Source organism: Polynucleobacter duraquae (genome assembly GCF_000973625.1).
GTDB classification, from domain to species: domain Bacteria; phylum Pseudomonadota; class Gammaproteobacteria; order Burkholderiales; family Burkholderiaceae; genus Polynucleobacter; species Polynucleobacter duraquae.
The window spans coordinates 42,676-65,046 of the sequence record NZ_CP007501.1; the positions used below are offsets into that span (position 1 = coordinate 42,676).

The 22,371-nt window shown below is 46.4% G+C and carries 26 protein-coding genes; all 26 read left to right on the top strand.

The window, feature by feature from the left end; all coding sequences use genetic code 11:
• Positions 1–170 precede the first annotated feature (170 nt).
• Positions 171–4,271 carry a DNA-directed RNA polymerase subunit beta gene (rpoB, locus tag CL55_RS00265; protein WP_046329373.1) on the top strand — a complete coding sequence of 1,367 codons (4,101 nt, stop codon included), beginning with the start codon at positions 171–173 and terminating at the stop codon, positions 4,269–4,271.
• A 1-nt stretch (position 4,272) separates the two neighbouring features.
• The gene (rpoC, locus tag CL55_RS00270; RefSeq protein ID WP_046329374.1) at positions 4,273–8,535 is read left to right on the top strand and encodes a DNA-directed RNA polymerase subunit beta'; all 4,263 of its coding nucleotides are present in this window, start codon (positions 4,273–4,275) and stop codon (positions 8,533–8,535) included.
• A gap of 176 nt (positions 8,536–8,711) precedes the next feature.
• A complete protein-coding gene (gene rpsL, locus CL55_RS00275; protein ID WP_041484791.1) occupies positions 8,712–9,092 on the top strand; it encodes a 30S ribosomal protein S12 in 381 nt (126 codons plus the stop codon).
• A gap of 162 nt (positions 9,093–9,254) precedes the next feature.
• Positions 9,255–9,725 carry a 30S ribosomal protein S7 gene (rpsG, locus tag CL55_RS00280; protein ID WP_011901897.1) on the top strand — a complete coding sequence of 157 codons (471 nt, stop codon included), beginning with the start codon at positions 9,255–9,257 and terminating at the stop codon, positions 9,723–9,725.
• Between the two features lie 27 nt (positions 9,726–9,752).
• Positions 9,753–11,855, top strand: a complete 2,103-nt coding sequence (fusA, locus tag CL55_RS00285) for an elongation factor G (RefSeq protein WP_046329375.1) — start codon at positions 9,753–9,755, stop codon at positions 11,853–11,855.
• Positions 11,856–11,905: 50 nt separating this feature from the next.
• Positions 11,906–13,096, top strand: a complete 1,191-nt coding sequence (gene tuf, locus CL55_RS00290; RefSeq protein ID WP_046329368.1) for an elongation factor Tu — start codon at positions 11,906–11,908, stop codon at positions 13,094–13,096.
• Between the two features lie 118 nt (positions 13,097–13,214).
• Positions 13,215–13,526: a 30S ribosomal protein S10 gene (gene rpsJ, locus CL55_RS00295; RefSeq protein WP_011901899.1), complete on the top strand. Its 312-nt coding sequence runs from the start codon at positions 13,215–13,217 to the stop codon at positions 13,524–13,526.
• Positions 13,527–13,723: 197 nt separating this feature from the next.
• Positions 13,724–14,380 (top strand): 50S ribosomal protein L3, encoded by a 657-nt coding sequence (gene rplC, locus CL55_RS00300; RefSeq protein ID WP_046329376.1) that lies wholly within the window; start codon positions 13,724–13,726, stop codon positions 14,378–14,380.
• Between the two features lie 11 nt (positions 14,381–14,391).
• Entirely contained in the window at positions 14,392–15,012 is a 621-nt protein-coding gene (gene rplD / locus CL55_RS00305) for a 50S ribosomal protein L4 (protein ID WP_046329377.1), read from the top strand.
• Positions 15,009–15,323 (top strand): 50S ribosomal protein L23, encoded by a 315-nt coding sequence (gene rplW / locus CL55_RS00310; protein ID WP_046329378.1) that lies wholly within the window; start codon positions 15,009–15,011, stop codon positions 15,321–15,323. Before rplD ends, rplW begins: the two co-directional genes overlap by 4 nt.
• A gap of 2 nt (positions 15,324–15,325) precedes the next feature.
• Positions 15,326–16,156 (top strand): 50S ribosomal protein L2, encoded by an 831-nt coding sequence (gene rplB, locus CL55_RS00315; protein WP_015420235.1) that lies wholly within the window; start codon positions 15,326–15,328, stop codon positions 16,154–16,156.
• Positions 16,157–16,175: 19 nt separating this feature from the next.
• A complete protein-coding gene (gene rpsS, locus CL55_RS00320) occupies positions 16,176–16,454 on the top strand; it encodes a 30S ribosomal protein S19 (RefSeq protein ID WP_046329379.1) in 279 nt (92 codons plus the stop codon).
• A 7-nt stretch (positions 16,455–16,461) separates the two neighbouring features.
• Complete coding sequence (rplV, locus tag CL55_RS00325; RefSeq protein ID WP_205621309.1) at positions 16,462–16,794, top strand: 50S ribosomal protein L22; 333 nt, start codon at positions 16,462–16,464, stop codon at positions 16,792–16,794.
• Between the two features lie 8 nt (positions 16,795–16,802).
• Positions 16,803–17,624: a 30S ribosomal protein S3 gene (rpsC, locus tag CL55_RS00330; protein WP_046329380.1), complete on the top strand. Its 822-nt coding sequence runs from the start codon at positions 16,803–16,805 to the stop codon at positions 17,622–17,624.
• A gap of 2 nt (positions 17,625–17,626) precedes the next feature.
• Positions 17,627–18,040 (top strand): 50S ribosomal protein L16, encoded by a 414-nt coding sequence (gene rplP / locus CL55_RS00335; protein WP_015420238.1) that lies wholly within the window; start codon positions 17,627–17,629, stop codon positions 18,038–18,040.
• A gap of 14 nt (positions 18,041–18,054) precedes the next feature.
• Positions 18,055–18,249 (top strand): 50S ribosomal protein L29, encoded by a 195-nt coding sequence (gene rpmC / locus CL55_RS00340; protein WP_015420239.1) that lies wholly within the window; start codon positions 18,055–18,057, stop codon positions 18,247–18,249.
• A gap of 12 nt (positions 18,250–18,261) precedes the next feature.
• Complete coding sequence (gene rpsQ, locus CL55_RS00345) at positions 18,262–18,531, top strand: 30S ribosomal protein S17 (protein WP_046329381.1); 270 nt, start codon at positions 18,262–18,264, stop codon at positions 18,529–18,531.
• Between the two features lie 186 nt (positions 18,532–18,717).
• Complete coding sequence (gene rplN / locus CL55_RS00350) at positions 18,718–19,086, top strand: 50S ribosomal protein L14 (RefSeq protein WP_015420241.1); 369 nt, start codon at positions 18,718–18,720, stop codon at positions 19,084–19,086.
• Positions 19,087–19,095: 9 nt separating this feature from the next.
• Complete coding sequence (gene rplX, locus CL55_RS00355) at positions 19,096–19,404, top strand: 50S ribosomal protein L24 (protein ID WP_046329382.1); 309 nt, start codon at positions 19,096–19,098, stop codon at positions 19,402–19,404.
• Between the two features lie 16 nt (positions 19,405–19,420).
• Positions 19,421–19,963 carry a 50S ribosomal protein L5 gene (gene rplE, locus CL55_RS00360; RefSeq protein ID WP_046329383.1) on the top strand — a complete coding sequence of 181 codons (543 nt, stop codon included), beginning with the start codon at positions 19,421–19,423 and terminating at the stop codon, positions 19,961–19,963.
• 9 nt (positions 19,964–19,972) lie between these two features.
• On the top strand, positions 19,973–20,278 hold the full coding sequence (gene rpsN, locus CL55_RS00365) for a 30S ribosomal protein S14 (protein ID WP_046329384.1): 306 nt from the start codon (positions 19,973–19,975) through the stop codon (positions 20,276–20,278).
• Positions 20,279–20,302: 24 nt separating this feature from the next.
• Positions 20,303–20,698: a 30S ribosomal protein S8 gene (gene rpsH / locus CL55_RS00370; protein WP_015420245.1), complete on the top strand. Its 396-nt coding sequence runs from the start codon at positions 20,303–20,305 to the stop codon at positions 20,696–20,698.
• Positions 20,699–20,708: 10 nt separating this feature from the next.
• Positions 20,709–21,242: a 50S ribosomal protein L6 gene (rplF, locus tag CL55_RS00375; protein WP_046329385.1), complete on the top strand. Its 534-nt coding sequence runs from the start codon at positions 20,709–20,711 to the stop codon at positions 21,240–21,242.
• Positions 21,243–21,255: 13 nt separating this feature from the next.
• Positions 21,256–21,609 (top strand): 50S ribosomal protein L18, encoded by a 354-nt coding sequence (rplR, locus tag CL55_RS00380; protein WP_046329386.1) that lies wholly within the window; start codon positions 21,256–21,258, stop codon positions 21,607–21,609.
• A 19-nt stretch (positions 21,610–21,628) separates the two neighbouring features.
• Entirely contained in the window at positions 21,629–22,147 is a 519-nt protein-coding gene (rpsE, locus tag CL55_RS00385) for a 30S ribosomal protein S5 (protein WP_015420248.1), read from the top strand.
• Positions 22,148–22,171: 24 nt separating this feature from the next.
• Complete coding sequence (gene rpmD / locus CL55_RS00390) at positions 22,172–22,360, top strand: 50S ribosomal protein L30 (protein WP_046329387.1); 189 nt, start codon at positions 22,172–22,174, stop codon at positions 22,358–22,360.
• Positions 22,361–22,371 lie beyond the last annotated feature (11 nt).

Below are 22,371 nucleotides of genomic sequence, written 5' to 3' on the forward strand. Positions count from 1 at the left end.
TTAGTGGTCAAACCCGATTTCATTTCTGATTGAAATCGGGTTTGCCTTCTGATACGACTGCAGAATGCAAGTTTGGTCGGACACTGAATCTTTCGATTTAGTGTTGTCCGCCAGTGATTGGTAGTGGCCAATCGCCAAATCTTTGTACAGTCGCTGAATTCGGAGATGAAATGAACTACAGCTTCACCGAACGCAAGCGAGTCCGTAAAAGCTTTGCTAAGCGAGTAAATAATCATCAGGTTCCATACCTGATCGCAACGCAGCTGGAATCCTACGCTAAATTTTTACAGGCTGAAAAGCCAGCAATGTCCCGTCTAACAGAGGGGCTTCAAGCTGCCTTTACATCAGCATTCCCAATTGTGTCTAACAATGGCTACGCACGTATGGAATACGTGTCATACCAGTTGTCACAACCACCGTTTGACGTTAAAGAATGTCAGCAGCGGGGTTACACATATCACTCAGCCTTACGTGCAAAAGTTCGCTTGATTATTTATGATCGCGAAGCACCCACTAAGGTTAAAGAGGTAAAAGAGAGCGAAGTCTACATGGGTGAAATTCCACTCATGACAGATAATGGCTCTTTTGTAATCAACGGTACTGAGCGCGTTATTGTTTCTCAGTTACATCGTTCCCCAGGCGTGTTCTTCGAACACGATAAGGGTAAGACACATAGCTCAGGTAAGTTGCTGTTCTCAGCACGCATCATTCCTTACCGTGGTTCATGGCTCGATTTCGAGTTTGATCCAAAAGATATTCTGTATTTCCGCGTTGACCGTCGTCGTAAGATGCCCGTCACCATTTTGCTCAAAGCAATTGGTTTAAACAACGAGCAGATTCTTGCAAACTTCTTTAACTTTGATCATTTTTCATTGAGCGCAAATGGCGCATCAATGGAATTTGTACCAGAGCGTTTGCGCGGCCAGATGGCCAACTTTGATGTGCTTGATAAGAATGGCGTAGTTGTCATTCAAAAAGACAAGCGTATCAACGCAAAACATATTCGTGAACTCGAAGCTGCTAAGACTAAAAACATCGTTGTTCCAGATGACTACTTAGTTGGTCGCGTAATTGCGCGCAACATCATTGATCCAGACTCTGGTGAAATCTTGGCTTACGCTAATGATGAAATTACTGAAGAGCTGTTGGCTACATTGCGCGATGCAGGCATCAAGCAATTAGAAACCATCTATACCAATGATTTAGATTCTGGTGCGTACATTTCACAGACATTGCGTACTGATGAAACTGCAGATCAAATGGCTGCTCGTATTGCCATCTATCGCATGATGCGTCCTGGTGAGCCTCCAACAGAAGATGCTGTTGAGGCCTTGTTCCAGCGCCTGTTCTACAACGAAGATAGCTACGATTTATCCCGCGTTGGTCGTATGAAAGTTAACAGTCGTCTCGGACGCTCTGAGATGGAAGGCAAAATGGTCTTGTCGGATGAAGATATCCTCGATACCATCAAGTCTTTGGTTGACTTGCGTAACGGCAAAGGCGAGGTTGATGACATCGATCACTTGGGTAATCGTCGTGTACGTTGCGTAGGTGAGTTGGCAGAGAATCAATTCCGCGCAGGTTTGTCACGTGTTGAGCGTGCGGTTAAAGAGCGTCTCGGCCAAGCCGAAACTGAAAACCTCATGCCGCATGATTTGATTAACAGCAAGCCAATCTCTTCAGCAATTCGTGAGTTCTTTGGTTCTTCACAGTTGTCCCAGTTTATGGACCAAACAAACCCATTGTCAGAGATCACGCACAAGCGTCGTATTTCTGCATTGGGACCTGGTGGTTTGACACGCGAGCGCGCAGGCTTTGAAGTGCGCGACGTGCATCCTACTCACTATGGACGTGTTTGCCCAATTGAAACTCCAGAAGGACCAAACATTGGCCTGATCAACTCACTCGCATTGTTTGCGCGTTTGAATGAGCATGGTTTCTTGGAAACACCATATCGTAAAGTTGCTAATAGCAAGGTAAGCGATGAAGTGGTCTACCTGTCAGCGATTGAAGAAGCGAAGTACGTGATTGCTCAGGCAAACGCAACGATTGATAAGAACGGTAAGTTAGCTGACGAATTGGTTTCAGCGCGTCAAGCTGGTGAGACCATGATGGTTAGCCCAGAGCGCATTGATTTCATCGACGTTGCTCCTAGTCAGATTGTTTCCGCTGCTGCTTCATTGGTTCCATTCTTGGAGCATGATGATGCGAACCGTGCGTTGATGGGTGCGAATATGCAACGTCAAGCAGTTCCTTGCTTGCGTCCAGATAAGCCATTGGTTGGTACTGGCTTAGAGCGTATTGTTGCGGTTGACTCAGGTACAGTTATTTTGGCTTCTCGCGGCGGTATCGTTGACTATGTTGACGCAAACCGTGTCGTGATTCGTGTAAACGATGACGAGACAGCGGCTGGTGAAGTTGGTGTGGATATTTATAACCTCATCAAGTACACCCGTTCAAACCAAAACACGAACATCAACCAACGTCCAATCGTTCAGGCTGGTGATCGTGTAGCCCGTGGCGACGTAGTTGCTGACGGCGCGTCTACTGATTTGGGTGAATTGGCTTTGGGTCAAAACATGACTGTGGCATTTATGCCATGGAACGGTTACAACTTCGAAGACTCAATCTTGATCTCTGAAAAAGTAGTTGCTGACGACCGTTACACCTCAATTCATATTGAAGAGTTGTCGGTTGTTGCTCGTGATACCAAGTTGGGTTCAGAAGAAATTACACGCGATATCTCCAACTTGGCTGAGTCACAACTCTCCCGTTTGGACGAGAGCGGTATCGTTTACATCGGTGCTGAAGTTGAAGCCGGCGACGTATTGGTTGGTAAGGTCACTCCAAAGGGTGAGACTACTCTCACTCCGGAAGAGAAGTTACTGCGTGCGATCTTTGGTGAAAAAGCATCTGACGTTAAAGATACTTCTTTGCGCGTTCCATCTGGAATGATCGGTACAGTTATTGATGTTCAAGTCTTCACCCGTGAAGGTATTGAGCGCGATGCACGTGCACAAGCCATTATTCAAGAAGAATTACAACGCTATCGTTTGGACTTAAACGACCAGTTGCGTATTGTTGAAGGCGATGCCTTCATGCGTTTAGAAAAGCTGTTGATTGGCAAAGTTGCTAACGGCGGCCCTAAGAAATTAGCTAAAGGCACTAAGATTGACAAGGAATACCTTGCTGACTTAGATAAATACCATTGGTTTGATGTTCGTCCGGCGGATGATGAAGTTGCCTCACAAGTTGAAGCAATCAAATCTTCCATCGAAGCGAAGCGTAAGCAGTTTGATGAGGCCTTCGAAGAGAAGCGCACTAAGCTTACCCAGGGCGATGATTTGCAGCCTGGCGTAACGAAGATGGTTAAGGTGTACTTGGCTGTTAAGCGTCGCTTACAGCCTGGTGACAAGATGGCTGGTCGTCACGGTAACAAAGGTGTGGTTTCTAAAATCGCTCCAGCAGAAGACATGCCATTTATGGCTGACGGACGCCCTGTTGACATCGTCTTGAACCCATTAGGTGTTCCTTCCCGTATGAACGTAGGTCAGATCTTGGAAACCCACTTAGGTTGGGCAGCTCAAGGTATTGGTAAGCGTATTGATGAGATGGTTCGTCAACAGGCTAAACAAGCTGAACTCCGTAAGTTCATGAAGCAGCTTTACAACGAAACCGGTCGTATCGAAGATATCGATAACTTCACTGATGAGCAGATCAATGTTTTGGCTGAGAATTTACGCCAAGGCTTGCCATTCGCTACTCCAGTGTTTGACGGTGCAACTGAAGCAGAGATCGGACGCATGCTCGAGTTGGCTTATCCAGAAGAAGTGGCTACTTCTTTGAAGATGACGCCTTCACGTCAGCAAATGATTTTGTGCGACGGCCGTACTGGCGATCAGTTTGAGCGTCCTGTAACTGTTGGTGTAATGCACGTCTTGAAACTCCACCATTTGGTCGATGACAAGATGCATGCACGTTCAACCGGACCTTACTCGTTAGTAACGCAACAGCCACTGGGCGGTAAAGCCCAGTTTGGTGGTCAGCGCTTTGGTGAGATGGAAGTTTGGGCTCTCGAAGCATACGGTGCTTCATATGTCTTGCAGGAAATGCTGACAGTGAAGTCCGATGACGTCGCAGGCCGTACCAAGGTTTACGAAAACATCGTCAAGGGCGAGCACACAATTGATGCTGGCATGCCCGAATCCTTCAACGTGTTGGTAAAAGAAATCCGCTCGTTGGGTATTGACATTGACATGGAGCGCAACTGATATGAAAGCATTGCTCGATTTATTTAAGCAAACGCAGGGTGATGAGCAGTTTGATGTCATCAAGATTGGTCTTGCATCCCCTGAGAAAATTCGCTCATGGTCTTTTGGTGAAGTACGCAAACCAGAAACCATCAACTACCGGACTTTTAAGCCCGAGCGTGATGGTTTGTTCTGCGCCAAGATTTTTGGACCAACTAAAGACTACGAGTGCTTATGCGGTAAGTACAAGCGTTTAAAGTTCCGTGGCGTTATCTGCGAGAAGTGCGGCGTTGAAGTTACGCTTGCTAAGGTACGTCGTGAGCGCATGGGCCACATTGAGTTGGCAGCCCCTGTAGCGCACATTTGGTTCTTGAAGTCCTTGCCATCCCGTTTGGGCATGGTTCTTGATATGACATTGCGTGATATCGAGCGCGTCCTTTACTTTGAAGCATATGTAATTGTTGATCCTGGTATGACACCTGAAGGCGCGATGAAACGCGGTCAGATCATGTCTGAGGACGAGTACATTACCAAGACTGAAGAGTATGGTGACGGTGCGTTTACCGCCATTATGGGCGCCGAAGGCATTCGTGATCTCTTGCGTTCGATTGATATCGATCGTGAAGTCGAGACCATTCGTGCTGACTTAAAAGCTACTGGTAGCGATGCTAAGATCAAGAAATACGCTAAGCGCTTAAAAGTGCTCGAGGCGTTCCAGACTTCAGGTATTAAGCCTGACTGGATGATCATGGAAGTATTGCCAGTATTGCCACCAGAGTTGCGCCCATTGGTGCCATTGGATGGCGGTCGCTTTGCTACCTCCGATTTGAACGACCTCTATCGTCGCGTGATTAACCGTAACAATCGTCTCAAGCGTTTGTTAGAGTTGCGCGCTCCAGAGATCATCGTTCGTAACGAAAAACGGATGTTGCAAGAAGCGGTTGACTCATTGCTCGACAACGGTCGTCGCGGCAAGGCTATGACTGGCGCTAATAAGCGTCCTCTCAAGTCCTTGGCTGAGATGATTAAAGGTAAGAGCGGTCGTTTCCGTCAAAACTTGTTGGGTAAACGCGTTGACTACTCTGGTCGTTCAGTCATCGTGGTTGGCCCTACATTGAAATTGCATCAGTGTGGCTTACCAAAATTAATGGCCTTAGAATTATTCAAGCCATTTATTTTCAACAAGCTTGAGACTTTAGGAATTGCAACCACGATTAAGGCTGCGAAGAAAGAAGTTGAAAGTCAGACTCCAATCGTCTGGGACATCCTCGAAGAAGTGATTCGTGAACATCCAATCATGTTGAACCGTGCGCCTACATTGCATCGTCTTGGTATTCAGGCTTTCGAGCCAATGCTAATTGAAGGTAAGGCGATCCAATTGCACCCATTAGTCTGCGCAGCGTTTAACGCCGACTTTGACGGTGACCAAATGGCGGTTCACGTTCCTTTGTCGCTCGAAGCGCAAATGGAAGCTCGTACATTGATGTTGGCTTCGAACAACGTATTGTTCCCGGCTAACGGCGAACCATCTATCGTTCCTTCACAGGACGTGGTGTTGGGCCTGTACTACGCTACACGTGACAAGATTAATGGCAAGGGCGAAGGCATGGTCTTCGCAAACATTGCTGAAGTTGTACGCGCCTATGATGCTGGTCAGGTTGAATTAGCCTCCCGCGTTGCTGTGCGTATTACTGAGTTTGAGATTGTAGATAAGAAGGCAGAGGGCGATGCCCGTTTTGCTGAAAAAACCAAGATCTATCAAACCTCGGTTGGCCGTGCAATCCTGTCAGAAATCTTGCCTAAAGGTATGTCTTTCGAGGAAATCAATAAGCCTCTGAAGAAAAAAGAAATCTCACGTTTGATCAACACTTCATTCCGTAAGTGCGGTCTTCGTGAAACAGTGATTTTTGCTGACCGCCTCTTGCAGTCTGGTTTCCGCTTGGCTACTAACGCCGGTATCTCGGTTGCGATCGACGATATGCTGATTCCAAGCTCTAAAGAGCGCATCATCAGTGAGGCCTCTACCAAGGTTAAGGAGTATGACAAGCAGTTCATGTCGGGTCTCGTAACTAATCAAGAGCGTTACAACAACGTGGTTGATATTTGGGGTGCTGCTGGTGACCAAGTCGGTAAAGCCATGATGGATGAGTTGTCACACGTTGACGTGCTCGACCGTAACGGTAAAACTGTGCGTCAAGAATCCTTTAACTCCATCTACATGATGGCGGATTCTGGTGCGCGTGGGTCTGCAGCGCAGATTCGTCAGTTAGCTGGTATGCGTGGTTTGATGGCCAAGCCTGATGGCTCGATTATTGAAACTCCAATTACTGCGAACTTCCGCGAAGGCTTGAACGTGTTGCAGTACTTCATCTCAACTCACGGTGCTCGTAAAGGTCTGGCTGATACGGCGTTGAAGACAGCGAACTCAGGTTACTTGACACGTCGTTTGTGTGATGTAACTCAAGATCTAGTGGTGATCGAAGATGATTGCGGCGCAATTTCCGGTGTAACAATGAAGGCTCTTGTAGAGGGTGGCGAAATTATCGAAGCATTGCGCGATCGTATTTTGGGTCGTGTATGTATTGGTGACATCGTTCATCCGGACACACAAGAAGTTATCGTTTCCAATGACACATTGCTCGATGAAGATCACGTAGATCAAATCGTTGCCTTGGGTATTGACGAAGTTAAAGTTCGCACAGTGTTGTCATGCTTAACGCGCTTTGGCTTATGTGCTAAATGCTATGGCCGTGATCTAGGTCGCGGTGGTTTGGTGAACGTTGGTGAGGCGGTTGGTGTTATTGCCGCCCAGTCCATCGGTGAGCCAGGCACACAGTTGACTATGCGTACATTCCACATTGGTGGCGCAGCGTCACGTGCATTGGTTGCAAGCAATATTGAAGCCAAGTCTAATGGCGCCTTGAAGTTCTCCGGCACGATGCGTGTTGTGAAGAATGCGAAGGGCGAGCAGATCGTGATTTCACGTTCAGGCGAAGCCGTGATCGTTGATGAGAATGGTCGTGAGCGCGAGCGTCATAAGGTGCCTTACGGTGCAACTCTCTTGTTTAAAGAAGATGCTGCAGTTAAGGCTGGTGCAAGCTTAGCCACATGGGATCCGTTAACACGTCCAATTATTTCTGAGTACGCTGGTATTGCTCGCTTTGACAACGTTGAAGAAGGCGTTACTGTAGCTAAGCAGGTTGACGAAGTTACTGGCCTCTCCACTTTGGTGGTGATTGACGGTAAGCGTCGTAGTGCTGCCAGCAAAGGCGTTCGTCCAATGATCAACTTAGTTGATGCCAAAGGCGGCGAAGTGATGATTGCGGGTACAGATCACCCAGTAAACATTGGTTTGCAAGTGGGCGCTTTGATCACGGTTAAAGATGGTCAAAAAGTCGAAGTTGGTGAAGTATTGGCGCGTATTCCGATCGAATCACAGAAGACTCGTGATATCACCGGTGGTTTGCCACGTGTTGCTGAATTGTTCGAAGCACGTTCACCAAAAGATGCAGCTGTCTTGGCGAAAGTTACTGGAACTGTTTCCTTTGGTAAAGAAACCAAAGGTAAGCAACGTTTGGTAATTACCGATATGGATGGTGAAGCTAACGAATTCTTGATTCCTAAAGAGAAGCAAGTTCTCGTTCATGACGGTCAAGTTGTGAACAAGGGTGAGATGATTGTGGAAGGCCCTGCCGATCCACACGATATCTTGACTCTCAGAGGTATTGAAGAGTTGGCGATCTACATCGTGGATGAAGTGCAAGATGTTTACCGTTTGCAAGGCGTAAAGATTAATGACAAGCACATTGAAGTGATCGTGCGTCAAATGTTGCGTCGTGTGCAAATTACTGATGGCGGCGATACTGCCTACATCACTGGTGAGCAAGTTGAGCGCTCTAAGTTGTATGACGCAAATGATGCCGTGATTGCACAAGGTAAGCGCCCAGCTCAGTTCGAGAACGTGTTGCTGGGTATTACTAAGGCATCCTTGTCGACAGACAGCTTCATTTCAGCAGCTTCTTTCCAAGAAACCACCCGTGTATTGACTGAAGCCGCAATTATGGGCAAGACCGATACACTCCGTGGCCTCAAGGAAAACGTCATTATTGGTCGCCTGATCCCTGCTGGTACCGGCTTGTCTTACCGCCGTGCACGCAAGGTCAGAGAGCAATTCGAGCGTGATCGCGCTCAAATGATTGCCGCCGAAGAGGAAGCAATGGCTGATATGCCTGTAGAAATAGAGGCTGAAGTGATTGCTCCTGCTGGAGAGGTTGATCCAAGCTAATTTGGTATTCCTGGCCAGAAATGGCCAGTTCTTTCCCTCGAGGTTGACGGAATGGGCTGGCCAGGCTAGAATACTGAGTTTTACTGATTCAGAAGAGGGTCTTTTTGACCTAGAATTTATCTAAGTCATTGATTTTCTTGAAGAAAGCAACAAAGAAGTACTAACCGAGCTATTTTATGCCAACAATTAATCAATTATTACGTAAGCCAAGAACCCGGCTGACCGTTAAAAGCAAGAGCCCTGCGCTGCAAAACAGCCCGCAGCGCCGTGGCGTATGTACACGTGTGTACACAACCACTCCTAAAAAGCCTAACTCTGCGCTACGTAAAGTAGCTAAAGTTCGCTTAACCAATGGTTTTGAAGTGATTTCATACATTGGTGGTGAAGGCCATAACCTCCAGGAACACTCAGTAGTGTTGATCCGCGGTGGTCGTGTAAAGGATTTGCCAGGTGTTCGTTACCACATCGTTCGTGGCTCACTTGACTTGCAAGGTGTTAAAGACCGTAAGCAATCACGTTCCAAGTACGGTGCTAAGCGCGCCAAGAAAGCTGCTTAATAGCAACTTAAAGTATTTGCAGTAAGTCTTCGTTTGTCAGACTTTAAAGACAAGTAAGTGGCCGTTCCGTCTAGAGATTGATTTATTTCAGTTGCTAGATAGTAGGACGACCGGAGCGGGTGATCTGTTTGGGCCACCCCTAACTGAACTGAAGGAGTTGTTATGCCACGTCGTCGTGAAGTTCCCAAACGGGAAATCTTGCCTGATCCAAAATTCGGTAATGTAGAAGTAGCAAAATTCATGAACGTCCTCATGTTGGACGGCAAGAAATCGGTTGCAGAGCGTATTGTTTACGGTGCCTTTGATCACATCGAGAAAAAAGCAAATAAAGAGCCACTCGAAATTTTCTCAACAGCTATGGGCAACGTTAAGCCAATGGTTGAGGTGAAGAGCCGTCGTGTTGGTGGTGCTAACTACCAGGTTCCTGTTGAAGTTCGCCCATCACGCCGTTCAGCTTTGGCAATGCGCTGGGTGCGCGAAGCCGCTAAAAAGCGTGGTGAAAAATCCATGGCTCAACGTTTGGCCAACGAATTATTAGAAGCTGCAGAAGGTCGCGGCGGAGCAATGAAGAAGCGTGAAGAAGTTCACCGTATGGCAGAAGCTAATAAAGCTTTCTCACATTTCCGCTTCTAATCGCACAGTAAAGAAAAGGTACCAACAGTGGCACGTAAAACCCCTATCGAAAGATACCGCAACATCGGTATTTCTGCGCATATTGACGCAGGTAAGACAACAACAACAGAACGCGTTTTGTTCTACACCGGTGTTAATCACAAAATTGGTGAAGTACATGATGGCGCTGCAACCATGGACTGGATGGAGCAAGAGCAAGAGCGTGGTATCACGATTACTTCTGCGGCTACTACAACGTTCTGGAAGGGCATGGCTGGTAATTTCCCAGAGCACCGCATCAATATTATTGATACCCCAGGACACGTAGACTTCACGATTGAAGTTGAGCGCTCAATGCGCGTTTTGGATGGTGCTTGCATGGTTTACTGTGCGGTGGGTGGTGTACAGCCACAATCTGAAACTGTTTGGCGTCAAGCTAACAAGTATCAGGTTCCACGTTTAGCGTTCGTAAACAAGATGGACCGTACTGGTGCAAATTTCTTTAAGGTCTATGACCAGATGAAATTGCGCTTGAAGGCCAACCCTATCTTGATCCAGATTCCGATTGGTGCTGAAGAAAACTTTAAAGGCGTTGTGGACTTGGTCAAAATGAAGGCCATCTACTGGGATGAGGAATCACAAGGTACTAAATTTAACTACGAAGAAATTCCTGCTGAGTTACAAGCCTCTGCTGAAGAGTGGCGCGAGAAGTTGCTTGAAGCCGCTGCTGAAAGCTCAGAAGAATTAATGGAAAAATACCTCGGCGGTGAAGCATTGACCGAAGAAGAAATTAAATCAGCATTGCGTCAACGCACTATCGCTAATGAAATCATTCCAATGATGTGTGGAACAGCCTTTAAAAATAAAGGTGTACAGGCTATGTTGGATGCAGTGGTTGAATTGCTGCCATCACCATTAGACGTTCCACCGGTTCCTTGTGAATTGGAAGACGGTACACCTACGACACGTAGAGCTGCTGATGATGAGAAATTCTCAGCGTTGGCATTTAAGATCATGACTGACCCATTTGTTGGTCAGCTCATCTTCTTCCGTGTTTACTCTGGTGTGATGAAATCTGGCGATACGATCTACAACCCAATCAAGGGTAAGAAGGAGCGTGTTGGTCGTTTATTGCAGATGCACGCAAACGAACGTGAAGAAATTAAAGAAGTATTTGCGGGCGATATCGCAGCTGCGGTTGGTCTAAAAGACGCAACTACTGGCGAAACATTGTGTGATCCAGATGGCATTGTGATCTTGGAGCGCATGGTATTCCCAGAGCCGGTGATCTCACAGGCAGTTGAGCCAAAGACAAAACCAGACCAAGAAAAAATGGGTCTTGCTTTGAATCGCTTGGCACAAGAAGATCCATCATTCCGCGTAAAGACAGACGAAGAATCTGGCCAAACAATTATTTCTGGTATGGGCGAGCTCCATTTGGAAATTTTGGTTGACCGTATGCGTCGTGAGTTTGGTGTTGAGGCAACCGTTGGTAAGCCACAAGTTGCTTATCGCGAAACGATTCGCAAGGTTTGCGAAGAAGTTGAAGGTAAATTTGTTAAGCAGTCTGGTGGTCGTGGTCAGTACGGACACGTTGTGCTGAAGCTTGAGCCACAAGAACCAGGCAAAGGCTTCCAATTCGTTGATGCTATTAAGGGCGGTGTGGTTCCTCGTGAATACATCCCTGCAGTAGAAAAAGGAATTATCGAAACATTGAACTCCGGTATTTTGGCTGGCTATCCAGTGGTAGATATCAAAGCAACATTATTCTTCGGTTCATACCATGACGTTGACTCCAACGAAAACGCATTTAAGATGGCGGGCTCGATGGCATTCAAAGATGGTATGCGCAAAGCATCACCTGTGTTGCTTGAACCAATGATGGCTGTTGAAGTTGAAACACCAGAAGATTTCATGGGTAACGTAATGGGTGACCTCTCATCACGTCGCGGTATTTTGCAAGGTATGGATGACATTCCAGGGGGCGGCAAGATCGTTCGCGCTGAAGTGCCATTGGCAGAGATGTTTGGTTACTCAACTGGCTTGCGCTCGTTGACCCAAGGTCGCGCTACCTACACCATGGAATTTAAGCATTATTCCGAAGCACCTAAGAACGTTGCTGAAGCAGTGATGGCTGCTAAAGCGAAGTAATTTATCCACATTATTTTGAATATTGACTAGCTAAGAAGGCAGACAAAAAAATGGCAAAAGAAAAGTTTGAGCGGACTAAACCGCACGTAAACGTTGGCACCATTGGTCACGTTGACCACGGTAAAACCACATTGACAGCAGCAATTGCAACCGTGCTTTCTAAGCAATTTGGTGGCGAAGCAAAAGCATATGATCAGATCGATGCTGCTCCAGAAGAAAAAGCACGCGGTATTACGATTAATACAGCACACGTGGAGTATGAGACAGCAAATCGTCACTACGCACACGTGGATTGCCCAGGACATGCTGACTACGTAAAGAACATGATTACTGGTGCTGCTCAGATGGACGGCGCTATTTTGGTTTGCTCTGCAGCTGACGGCCCAATGCCACAAACTCGTGAGCATATCCTCTTGGCACGCCAAGTTGGTGTTCCCTACATCATCGTATTTTTGAACAAGTGCGACATGGTTGATGATGCTGAGTTGCTCGAGTTAGTTGAAATGGAAGTTCGTGAGCTTCTGTCTAAGTACGACTTCCCAGGCGATGACACACCAATCGTTCAAGGTTCTGCTAAGTTAGCTTTAGAAGGCGACGAAGGCCCATTGGGTAAAGAAGCCATCATGAAGTTAGCTGATGCATTAGATACCTACATCCCAACTCCAGAGCGTGCTGTTGACGGTGCGTTCTTGATGCCGGTAGAGGACGTGTTCTCTATCTCCGGTCGCGGTACTGTTGTTACAGGCCGTATCGAGCGCGGTATCGTTAAGGTTGGTGAAGAGATTGAAATCATTGGTATCAAGCCAACACTCAAGACAACTTGTACTGGTGTTGAAATGTTCCGTAAATTGCTCGACCAAGGTCAAGCAGGCGATAACGTTGGTATCTTGTTACGCGGTACAAAACGTGAAGAAGTTGAGCGCGGCCAAGTATTGGCTAAGCCAGGTTCAATCACTCCACATACTCACTTTACAGCCGAGGTTTACATCTTGGGTAAAGATGAAGGTGGCCGTCATACACCATTCTTTAACAACTATCGTCCTCAGTTTTACTTCCGTACTACGGACGTAACTGGTTCAATCGAGTTGCCAAAAGACAAAGAAATGGTGATGCCTGGTGATAACGTCACGATTACCGTCAAACTCATCGCGCCAATCGCGATGGAAGAAGGTTTACGTTTTGCGATCCGTGAAGGTGGCCGTACTGTTGGCGCCGGTGTGGTTGCGAAGATTTTGGCTTAATAGTTTTAATTAGTAAAAATATTTAGCGGTTTGCTAACCGGTGACGTCCGTGCTGCGGATGTCACCGAGCTCTTTAGAAATATAACGTGGCAGCACCACACCGCTCTTTGGAATTAATATGCAAAACCAAAAAATTCGTATTCGTCTTAAAGCATTTGATTACCGCTTGATCGACCAGTCAGCAGCTGAAATCGTTGATACAGCTAAGCGTACTGGTGCAGTTGTTAAGGGTCCAGTACCTTTGCCAACACGTATCGAGCGCTTTGACATTCTGCGTTCACCGCACGTAAATAAGACTTCACGTGACCAGTTAGAGATTCGTACCCATCTGCGTTTGATGGATATCGTAGATCCTACAGAGAAAACTGTAGACGCTTTGATGAAATTAGACCTTCCAGCAGGTGTGGACGTCGAAATTAAGTTGCAGTAATTTAGTATTTTCAGTCTTTTGGCTTGCCAAGACTAGACTTTCGGGATAGAATCTAAGGCTTCGTTCATTTATTTGGGCGAAAATCTAAGTTTCATTAGCATTAAAAACGTTGTAAGTTATTGATTTAGAAGTACTTTTACTTGTAAATCACTTAAATTAATTTTGCCGACCAATCGAAGTCGGCGTGGAGCATGAATATGAGCTTAGGCTTAATCGGTCGCAAGATCGGCATGACCCGTCTATTTACGGACGAAGGGGAAGCAATTCCTGTCACCGTAATTGACGTGAGCGACAACAGAATCGCTCAAATCAAGACCCAGGCAACTGATGGCTATGATGCTATCCAGTTAGCACATGGCACACGTAGAGCTACTCGCGTTACCAAAGCAATGGCTGGTCACTTCGCCAAAGCGGGTGTGATGGCTGGTAACGGTCTCAACGAATTTCATTTAGATGCAGCAAAAATCGCAGAAATGACACCAGGACAAGTAATTCCTGCTGACACTGCATTTGCTGCTGGCCAAAAAGTGGACGTACAAGGCGTAACAATTGGTAAAGGCTATGCCGGTACTATCAAGCGCCATCACTTCGCTTCAGGTCGCGCGTCGCACGGTAACTCACGTTCACATAACGTGCCAGGTTCTATCGGTATGGCGCAAGATCCAGGCCGTGTTTTCCCAGGTAAGCGCATGACAGGCCACCTTGGTGACGAAACACGCACTGTACAAAATTTAGTCATCGCACGCATTGATGCAGAACGCAATCTCATCATGGTTAAAGGCGCTATTCCAGGTGCCCCAGGCGGTAAAGTTATTGTTACTCCAGCGGTGAAGACACCGTTGAAGAAGAAATAAGGAGAGCGAATATGGAACTTAAGCTTCTCCAAGATAACGGAACTTTAGGCGCTGGCATTCAAGCCTCACCAGAAGTATTCGAACGCGAATATAACGAAGCATTGGTACACCAAGTTGTTGTGGCTTACCAAGCAAATGCACGTAGCGGTAACCGTGCACAAAAAGACCGTGAGCAAGTTAAGCACACAACCAAAAAACCTTGGCGTCAAAAAGGTACTGGTCGTGCACGTGCTGGTATGAGCTCTTCCCCGCTGTGGCGTGGAGGTGGTCGTATATTTCCGAATTCACCTGAAGAAAATTTCAGCCAAAAAGTAAACAAGAAAATGTACCGCGCTGGTATGAGATCGATTTTGTCTCAGTTGGCTCGCGAAGGTCGTTTGAACGTTGTTGACCAATTTACTCTTGATGCTCCAAAGACCAAAGTTTTAGCTGACAAAGTTAAAGCAATGGGCTTGGATTCAGTCTTGATCATCGTTGATCAGGTTAGCGAGAATTTGTACTTGGCATCACGCAACTTGCATAAGGTTGCTGTATGTGAGCCACAGCACGCTGATCCATTAGCTTTAGTTCAATACAAAAAAGTATTGGTAAGCAAAGCAGCGATCGCAAAAATTGAGGAGTTGCTGAAATGAGCCAAGTCCGTAAAAACGATCACAACTTGATGAAGGTTCTGCTTGGACCGGTTATCTCTGAAAAAGCCACTATGGTTGCAGAGAAAAACGAACAAGTGGTATTCCAAGTTACACGCGACGCTAATAAGAGCGATGTAAAACAAGCAGTTGAGTTGCTCTTTAAAGTGCAAGTTGACTCAGTTCAAATCGTGAATCAAAAAGGTAAGCCAAAGCGCTATGGCCGTTTTGAAGGTCGTCGTGACCACACTAAGAAGGCCTACGTTAGCTTGAAGCCAGGTCAAGAAATCAACTTTGAAGCGGAGGCGAATTAATCATGCCTTTGATGAAGACAAAACCGACCTCACCAGGTCGTCGCTCAATGGTCAAGGTGGTCAATCCTGACCTGCATAAAGGTAAACCTTTTGCAGCGTTAGTAGAGCCACAGTTCCAAAAAGCAGGTCGTAATAACAATGGTCACATCACTACCCGTCACAAGGGTGGTGGTCATAAGCATCACTATCGTGTTGTTGATTTCAAACGCAATGACAAAGATGGTATTCCAGCAAAAGTAGAACGCTTGGAATACGATCCAAACCGCAGTGCAAATATTGCATTGATCGTGTTTGCTGATGGTGAGCGTCGTTATATTCTTGCTGCAAAAGGTATGACAGTTGGTCAGGCGTTGATGAGTGGTTCAGAAGCCCCAATCAAGTCTGGTAACAACTTGCCAATTCGTAACATTCCAGTTGGTAGCACAATTCACTGCGTAGAAATGTTGCCAGGTAAAGGTGCTCAAATCGCACGTTCCGCTGGTGGCTCTGCAGTGTTATTGGCTCGTGAAGGTGTATACGCTCAGGTGCGCTTGCGCTCTGGTGAAGTACGCCGTATTTTGATCGATTGCCGGGCCACTATTGGTGAAGTTGGTAATGAAGAGCACAGCTTGCGCGTTATCGGTAAAGCTGGTGCAAATCGCTGGCGTGGTATTCGTCCAACCGTTCGCGGTGTGGCAATGAACCCAGTAGATCATCCACACGGTGGTGGTGAAGGTAGAACTGGCGAAGGCCGTGTACCTGTCTCCCCATGGGGCACACCAACCAAAGGTTATCGTACACGTCGCAATAAGCGTACAACTTCGATGATCGTTCAACGTCGTCAAAAACGTTAAGCGATAAGGATAAATAGATATGACACGTTCAGCTAAAAAAGGCCCATTTTGCGAAGCCAGCTTAGTAAATAAAGTTGAAGTCGCACAAGCCAACAAAGACAAAAAGCCGATCAAAACTTGGTCACGCCGTTCAACAATCCTCCCAGACTTTATTGGTCTGACGATTGCTGTACATAACGGTCGTCAGCACGTTCCGGTATATGTATCAGAAAACATGGTGGGTCATAAGTTAGGCGAATTTGCCTTGACCCGTACTTTCAAAGGTCACGCTGCTGACAAGAAAGTAACGAAGAAGTAAGGGGATGATGATGGAAGTTAAAGCTATTCACAAAGGCGCCCGCATTTCTGCGCAAAAGACACGTTTGGTCGCTGACCAGATCCGTGGTTTGCCAATTGCACGCGCATTGAACATTTTGAATTTCAGCCCCAAGAAAGCTGCCTTCATTGTGAAGAAAGTTGTTGAGTCCGCAATGGCCAACGCTGAACACAATAAGGGTGCTGATATTGATGAGCTCAAGGTTTCAACAATTATTGTTGATAAGGGTACTTCCTTGAAGCGCTTCACAGCACGCGCTAAGGGTCGTGGTAATCAAATCGAAAAACAAACATGTCACATCACCGTGACCTTGAGTAACTAAGGGAAGATATGGGACAAAAGATAAACCCAACCGGATTCCGACTCTCGGTAACGAAGAACTGGACATCAAAGTGGTATGCAAACAATACTGACTTTGCAAAGATGCTTAAAGAGGACGTAGATGTCCGCATCTATTTGAAAAAGAAATTAAAGAATGCATCTGTTAGCAAGGTAATCATCGAGCGTCCTGCGAAGAATGCACGTATTACTATTTATAGCTCACGTCCAGGTGTTGTGATCGGTAAAAAAGGCGAAGATATTGAAGTTCTCCGCCGCGAACTTCAGAAGCGTATGGGCGTTCCAGTCCATGTGAATATCGAAGAAATTCGTAAGCCTGAAGTGGATGCTCAACTGATTGCTGACTCTATTACTCAGCAGCTTGAGAAGCGCATCATGTTCCGTCGTGCAATGAAGCGTGCAATGCAAAATGCAATGCGCCTTGGTGCACAAGGAATCAAGATCATGTCCTCTGGTCGTTTGAACGGTGCAGAAATTGCACGTCGCGAATGGTACCGTGAAGGCCGCGTTCCACTTCATACCTTGAAGGCTGATATTGATTACGCTACATCAGAGGCGGAAACAACATACGGCATCATCGGTGTAAAAGTTTGGGTATACAAGGGCGATACATTAGGTCGCGGTGCTGATGCTCCAGCTGTCACAGCAGAGCCAGCGGCTGACGATAAAAAACCACGTCGCGCACCAGCTAAAACAACCACACGCAAACCAGCAGCTGACAGCAAGCCATTGGTTGCTGCTAAGCCAACTGTAAAGCGTGTACCGAAAGCCGTTGAAGCCGCAAGTGCTGAAGCGCAGAAGTCAGGAGAGTAAGCATGCTACAACCAAAGCGTCGTAAGTATCGCAAAGAACAAAAGGGACGTAACACTGGCGTGGCAACACGGGGTAGTTCAGTAGCCTTTGGTGACTTTGGATTGAAAGCTATTGGCCGTGGTCGTTTGACTGCACGTCAGATTGAATCTGCACGTCGCGCAATGACACGTCACATTAAGCGTGGTGGTCGTATCTGGATCCGTATTTTCCCAGATAAGCCAATTTCACAAAAGCCAGCTGAAGTACGTATGGGTAACGGTAAAGGTAATCCAGAGTACTACGTAGCAGAAATTCAACCAGGCAAGATTTTGTACGAGATGGATGGCGTGGATGAAGGTTTGGCACGCGAGGCTTTCAAGCTTGCTGCTGCTAAGTTGCCATTGCAAACCACTTTCGTGATTCGCCACTTAGGTTGATCGGGACAGAGATTATGAAAAAGACAGAATTAGCATCTAAAGATCTGGTTGCCTTGAACGCAGAATTAACAGAGCTCTTGAAGACAAGCTTCAAGCTCCGTATGCAAAAAGGTACTCAGCAACTCACCAATACCAGCCAATTGGGTAAGACTAAGCGTGAAATTGCTCGCGTAAAGACTTTTATTACCCAAAAAACTGCACAGAAATAAGGAAAAAGGGATATGACAGAATTATCTAAACCCTTGCGCCGCACCCTAGTGGGCCGCGTTGTTAGCGATAAAATGCAAAAAACTGTGACTGTGCTAGTTGAGCGCCAAGTAAAACATGCGCTTTATGGCAAATATGTTGGACAGTCCAAAAAATACCACGCTCATGACGAAGCTGGTCAATACAAGATGGGTGATACCGTTGAAATTGCTGAATCTAGACCAATTTCACGTACTAAGTCTTGGGTTGTAACCCGTTTAGTTCAGGAATCAAAGGGTATTTAAAGAAATATTGGGGATTTTGGCGAAATACATTGCCATATCCCTGTTTTACGTAGTATGATAGTTGGCTTCTCTGGTTTTATTGGGAGAAGCAGTGTTTTTTCATTAATTCCGGGTTTTAACTTTCGTTAGAGCCCATAGACGGAACCAAGACTGTTTGCCTTTGGCTCACAAGTTGGGGATTAAAAAATGATTCAGACCGAAAGTAGATTACAGGTCGCCGATAACACAGGCGCCAGTGAAGTTTTGTGCATCAAGGTATTGGGCGGCTCTAAGCGTCGTTACGCCAGTATCGGTGATGTCATTAAAGTGACTGTAAAGTCCGCTGCTCCACGTGGCCGTGTAAAAAAAGGTGATATTTATAACGCCGTAGTAGTGAGAACTGCTAAAGGTGTACGCCGTCCAGATGGTTCATTGATTAAGTTCGATGGTAACGCTGCGGTATTGCTCAACGCTAAGTTAGAGCCAATTGGCACACGTATCTTTGGACCAGTAACGCGTGAGTTGCGTACTGAGAAGTTCATGAAGATCGTTTCTCTCGCCCCCGAAGTTATTTAAGAGGCTGATATGAAAAAGATTCGTAAAGGTGATTCAGTAGTTCTGTTGACAGGCCGCGATAAGGGCAAGCAAGGAACTGTTACTGCAGTTCTCGAGAACAAGTTAGTGATCGAAGGCGTCAATATGTACAAAAAGAGCGTTAAGCCAAATCCAGCAGCCGGTGTTACTGGCGGCATGATTGACAAGACGATGCCTGTTCACATTTCTAATGTGGCTTTGGTTGACGGTAACGGCAAACCATCACGTGTTGGTATCAAACTCGTGGATGGTAAAAAGCAGCGTTTCCTCAAAACCACTGGCGCAACTTTAAGCGCATAAGGGGCACGGAGAAATTATGAGCACACGTTTTCAAGAACACTATCAAGCTAAAGTAGTTGCTGATTTAATTGCCAAATTTGGTTACAAGTCAGTAATGGAAGTTCCACGTATCACCAAGGTAACCCTAAATATGGGCTTGGGCGATGCTGTGAACGACAAGAAAATTATCGAAAATGCAGTTGGTGATTTGACTAAAGTAGCAGGTCAAAAGCCAGTTGTAACAAAAGCGAAAAAAGCGATTGCAGGATTCAAAATTCGTCAAGGCTACCCAATCGGTGCCATGGTGACATTGCGTGGTGCACGCATGTACGAATTTTTGGATCGTTTCGTGACTGTTGCTTTGCCACGCGTACGTGACTTCCGCGGAATTTCAGGCAAGGCATTTGATGGCCGTGGTAACTACAACATCGGCGTTAAAGAGCAAATCATTTTCCCAGAAATCGAATACGACAAGATTGATGCCCTCCGTGGTCTCAATATCAGTATTACGACGACCGCTAAGACTGACGAAGAAGCAAAAGCTTTGTTAGCAGCGTTCAAATTCCCTTTCCGCAATTAAGAGGCTAACGTGGCAAAACTATCCCTAATTGAGCGCGAGAATAAGCGCACAAAAACTGTAGAGAAGTACGCTGTAAAGCGTGCTGAACTCAAGGCAATCATTGCTGATCAATCACGCAGCGATGAAGAGCGCTATGAGGCTCGCTTGAAGCTACAGGCACTTCCACGTAACGCAAGCCCGATTCGTCAAAGAAATCGTTGTTCATTAACCGGTCGTCCGCGCGGTGTATTCAGCAAGTTTGGTTTAGCGCGTAGCAAAATTCGTGAAATCGCCTTTCGTGGCGAAATCCCCGGTTTAACCAAGGCCAGCTGGTAAGCTGCGAAAGAATTAGGAGAACTCATGAGTATCAGCGATCCAATCGCCGACATGTTGACAAGGATCCGCAATGCGCAAGCAGTGCAGAAACCCGTAGTCTTGATGCCGTCGTCAAAAGTTAAAGTAGCTATTGCAAAAGTCTTGCAGGATGAAGGTTATATCGATAGTTTTGAAATCAAAGGTGAGGCAGCTAAGCCAGTGCTACACATTGAACTCAAATACTACGCAGGCCGCCCTGTTATTGAGCGTATTGACCGTGTTTCTACACCAAGTCTACGTATCTACAAAGGCCGCCACGACATTCCTGAAGTGATGAATGGCTTAGGCATTGCAATTATTTCAACCCCACAAGGCGTAATGACAGACCGCAAAGCACGTGCGAACGGCGTTGGTGGCGAAGTTATTTGCTACGTCGCGTAAGGAGAGAAATATGTCCCGCGTTGGTAAATCACCTATTCCAGTTCCTAAGGGCGCTGAAATCAGCATCAATGGTGCAAACATTACTGTTAAAGGCCCATTGGGTACCTTGACACATAACTTGCATCCTTCTGTTGGTTTGAAGCAAGAAGATGGCGTATTGACAGTTGTTTTAAATAACGACACACCAGAAGCTGGTGCACAGTCAGGTACAGCCCGCGCTTTGGTAAACAACATGGTTGTTGGCGTAACTGCTGGCTTTGAGCGCAAGCTCAGCTTGGTAGGCGTTGGTTACCGTGCTGCCGCCCAGGGCGATTCATTAAAGTTGCAGCTCGGTTTCTCACACGACATTATTTACAACCTACCAAAGGGCGTAAAAGCTGAGACTCCAACTCAAACTGAAATCATCATCAAAGGTTCCAACAAGCAGCAAGTTGGCCAGGTTGCCGCTGAAGTTCGCGCATACCGTTCACCAGAGCCATACAAAGGTAAAGGCGTTCGCTACGTGGATGAGGTTGTACACCTGAAAGAAACTAAGAAGAAGTAAGCGAGATTAAAAAATGAATAAAGACGAATCCAGACAAAGACGCGCTAGGCAGACTCGTATTCGCATTGCCGAAGCATTGGCAAATCGCTTAACAGTTATCCGTAGCAATACACATATTTCTGCACAGGTTTATAGCCCGTGTGGAACCAAAGTTGTAGCAGCTGCTTCAACAATGGAAAAAGATTTACGCCAAGCGATCAAAAACGGCGGTAACGCTGAAGCGGCTAAACAAATCGGCAAGTTAGTTGCTGAGCGTGCTGTTAAGGCAGGCATCGTTGATGTTGCTTTTGATCGTTCCGGTCATCGTTACCACGGCCGTATTAAGGCCTTAGCCGAAGCTGCGCGTGAAGCCGGCCTGAAGTTCTAAAAAGGTTTAGGAAAAAGACATGGCAAAAATGCAAACCAAGATGCAAAACGAAGAGCGTGATGATGGTCTTCGCGAGAAGATGATTGCTGTTAATCGCGTAACTAAAGTAGTTAAGGGTGGTCGTATTCTCGGCTTCGCTGCACTTACTGTAGTTGGCGATGGCGATGGTCGTATCGGCATGGGCAAAGGCAAATCAAAAGAAGTTCCAGTTGCTGTTCAAAAGGCAATGGACGAAGCACGTCGCAAGATGATCAAAGTTTCCTTACGTAAAGGTACTTTGCAACACACTGTGATTGGTAAACATGGCGCATCACGCGTGATGATTTCTCCAGCTAAAGACGGTACTGGCGTTATCGCCGGTGGCCCAATGCGCGCAATTTTCGATGTAATGGGCGTAACTAACGTTGTTGCTAAGTCACTTGGCTCAACAAACCCTTACAACATGGTTCGTGCAACGATTGATGGCTTGAGCAAGATGAGCACTCCTTCTGAAATTGCTGCTAAGCGCGGTAAGTCAGTTGAAGAGATTCTCGGCTAAGACCAAAAGATTAGGAATCTATAAATGACAACAACTAACTCTAAAGTCAAACTGCAACTAGTACGCAGCTTGATCGGCACACGCGAAAGCCATCGTGCAACTGTTCGCGGCTTAGGCCTGCGTCGTATCAATTCAGTTTCAGAATTGGAAGACACACCAGCTGTTCGCGGAATGATTAATAAAGTTTCTTATCTAGTTAAAGTCGTTGGCTAATAACTAGCAAG

Coding starts and splice junctions, on each gene's coding strand:
- rplV (WP_205621309.1), top strand. CDS start 16,462: ATGATGGAAGTTAAAGCTATTCACAAAGGCGCCCGCATTTCTGCGCAA.
- rpsL (WP_041484791.1), top strand. CDS start 8,712: ATGCCAACAATTAATCAATTATTACGTAAGCCAAGAACCCGGCTGACC.
- rpmD (WP_046329387.1), top strand. CDS start 22,172: ATGACAACAACTAACTCTAAAGTCAAACTGCAACTAGTACGCAGCTTG.
- rpsS (WP_046329379.1), top strand. CDS start 16,176: ATGACACGTTCAGCTAAAAAAGGCCCATTTTGCGAAGCCAGCTTAGTA.
- rplP (WP_015420238.1), top strand. CDS start 17,627: ATGCTACAACCAAAGCGTCGTAAGTATCGCAAAGAACAAAAGGGACGT.
- rpmC (WP_015420239.1), top strand. CDS start 18,055: ATGAAAAAGACAGAATTAGCATCTAAAGATCTGGTTGCCTTGAACGCA.
- rplR (WP_046329386.1), top strand. CDS start 21,256: ATGAATAAAGACGAATCCAGACAAAGACGCGCTAGGCAGACTCGTATT.
- rplC (WP_046329376.1), top strand. CDS start 13,724: ATGAGCTTAGGCTTAATCGGTCGCAAGATCGGCATGACCCGTCTATTT.
- rplX (WP_046329382.1), top strand. CDS start 19,096: ATGAAAAAGATTCGTAAAGGTGATTCAGTAGTTCTGTTGACAGGCCGC.
- rplW (WP_046329378.1), top strand. CDS start 15,009: ATGAGCCAAGTCCGTAAAAACGATCACAACTTGATGAAGGTTCTGCTT.
- rpsG (WP_011901897.1), top strand. CDS start 9,255: ATGCCACGTCGTCGTGAAGTTCCCAAACGGGAAATCTTGCCTGATCCA.
- rpsJ (WP_011901899.1), top strand. CDS start 13,215: ATGCAAAACCAAAAAATTCGTATTCGTCTTAAAGCATTTGATTACCGC.
- tuf (WP_046329368.1), top strand. CDS start 11,906: ATGGCAAAAGAAAAGTTTGAGCGGACTAAACCGCACGTAAACGTTGGC.
- rpoC (WP_046329374.1), top strand. CDS start 4,273: ATGAAAGCATTGCTCGATTTATTTAAGCAAACGCAGGGTGATGAGCAG.
- rpsQ (WP_046329381.1), top strand. CDS start 18,262: ATGACAGAATTATCTAAACCCTTGCGCCGCACCCTAGTGGGCCGCGTT.
- rpsH (WP_015420245.1), top strand. CDS start 20,303: ATGAGTATCAGCGATCCAATCGCCGACATGTTGACAAGGATCCGCAAT.
- rpoB (WP_046329373.1), top strand. CDS start 171: ATGAACTACAGCTTCACCGAACGCAAGCGAGTCCGTAAAAGCTTTGCT.
- rpsE (WP_015420248.1), top strand. CDS start 21,629: ATGGCAAAAATGCAAACCAAGATGCAAAACGAAGAGCGTGATGATGGT.
- rplF (WP_046329385.1), top strand. CDS start 20,709: ATGTCCCGCGTTGGTAAATCACCTATTCCAGTTCCTAAGGGCGCTGAA.
- rplN (WP_015420241.1), top strand. CDS start 18,718: ATGATTCAGACCGAAAGTAGATTACAGGTCGCCGATAACACAGGCGCC.
- rplD (WP_046329377.1), top strand. CDS start 14,392: ATGGAACTTAAGCTTCTCCAAGATAACGGAACTTTAGGCGCTGGCATT.
- rpsC (WP_046329380.1), top strand. CDS start 16,803: ATGGGACAAAAGATAAACCCAACCGGATTCCGACTCTCGGTAACGAAG.
- rplE (WP_046329383.1), top strand. CDS start 19,421: ATGAGCACACGTTTTCAAGAACACTATCAAGCTAAAGTAGTTGCTGAT.
- rplB (WP_015420235.1), top strand. CDS start 15,326: ATGCCTTTGATGAAGACAAAACCGACCTCACCAGGTCGTCGCTCAATG.